2 tRNA genes are annotated in these 292 nt (G+C 47.3%); both read left to right on the top strand.

The annotated features are described in order from the left end of the window. Positions 1 to 35 precede the first annotated feature (35 nt). Positions 36 to 108 (top strand) — tRNA-Ala (locus tag COL05_RS30810). A gap of 20 nt (positions 109 to 128) precedes the next feature. Continuing rightward, positions 129 to 221, top strand: a tRNA-Ser gene (locus tag COL05_RS30805). Positions 222 to 292 lie beyond the last annotated feature (71 nt).

The raw sequence follows: 292 nt of genomic DNA, 5'->3' as shown, positions 1-292 counted from the left end.
TCAAATCCTGTCTTCCCGATTTTCCCAAAAAACATGGGGCCTTAGCTCAGCTGGGAGAGCGCCTGCCTTGCACGCAGGAGGTCAGCGGTTCGATCCCGCTAGGCTCCACTTTATTTATTATATGTCTCGGAGGTATACCCAAGTTTGGCTGAAGGGATCGGTCTTGAAAACCGACAGGCGGTGAGAATCGCGCGGGGGTTCGAATCCCTCTACCTCCTCCATTTTCTTTTTAAATGGTTTAGACATAATTAATATAATATTTTTTCCTTCATGGAGGTATACCCAAGTTCGG

Source organism: Bacillus sp. AFS059628 (assembly GCF_002571225.1).
In the GTDB taxonomy this organism is placed as follows: Bacteria; Bacillota; Bacilli; order Bacillales; family Bacillaceae_G; genus Bacillus_A.
The sequence above is the reverse complement of the archived record's forward strand: the minus strand, read 5'-3'. Positions and strand labels throughout refer to the sequence as shown.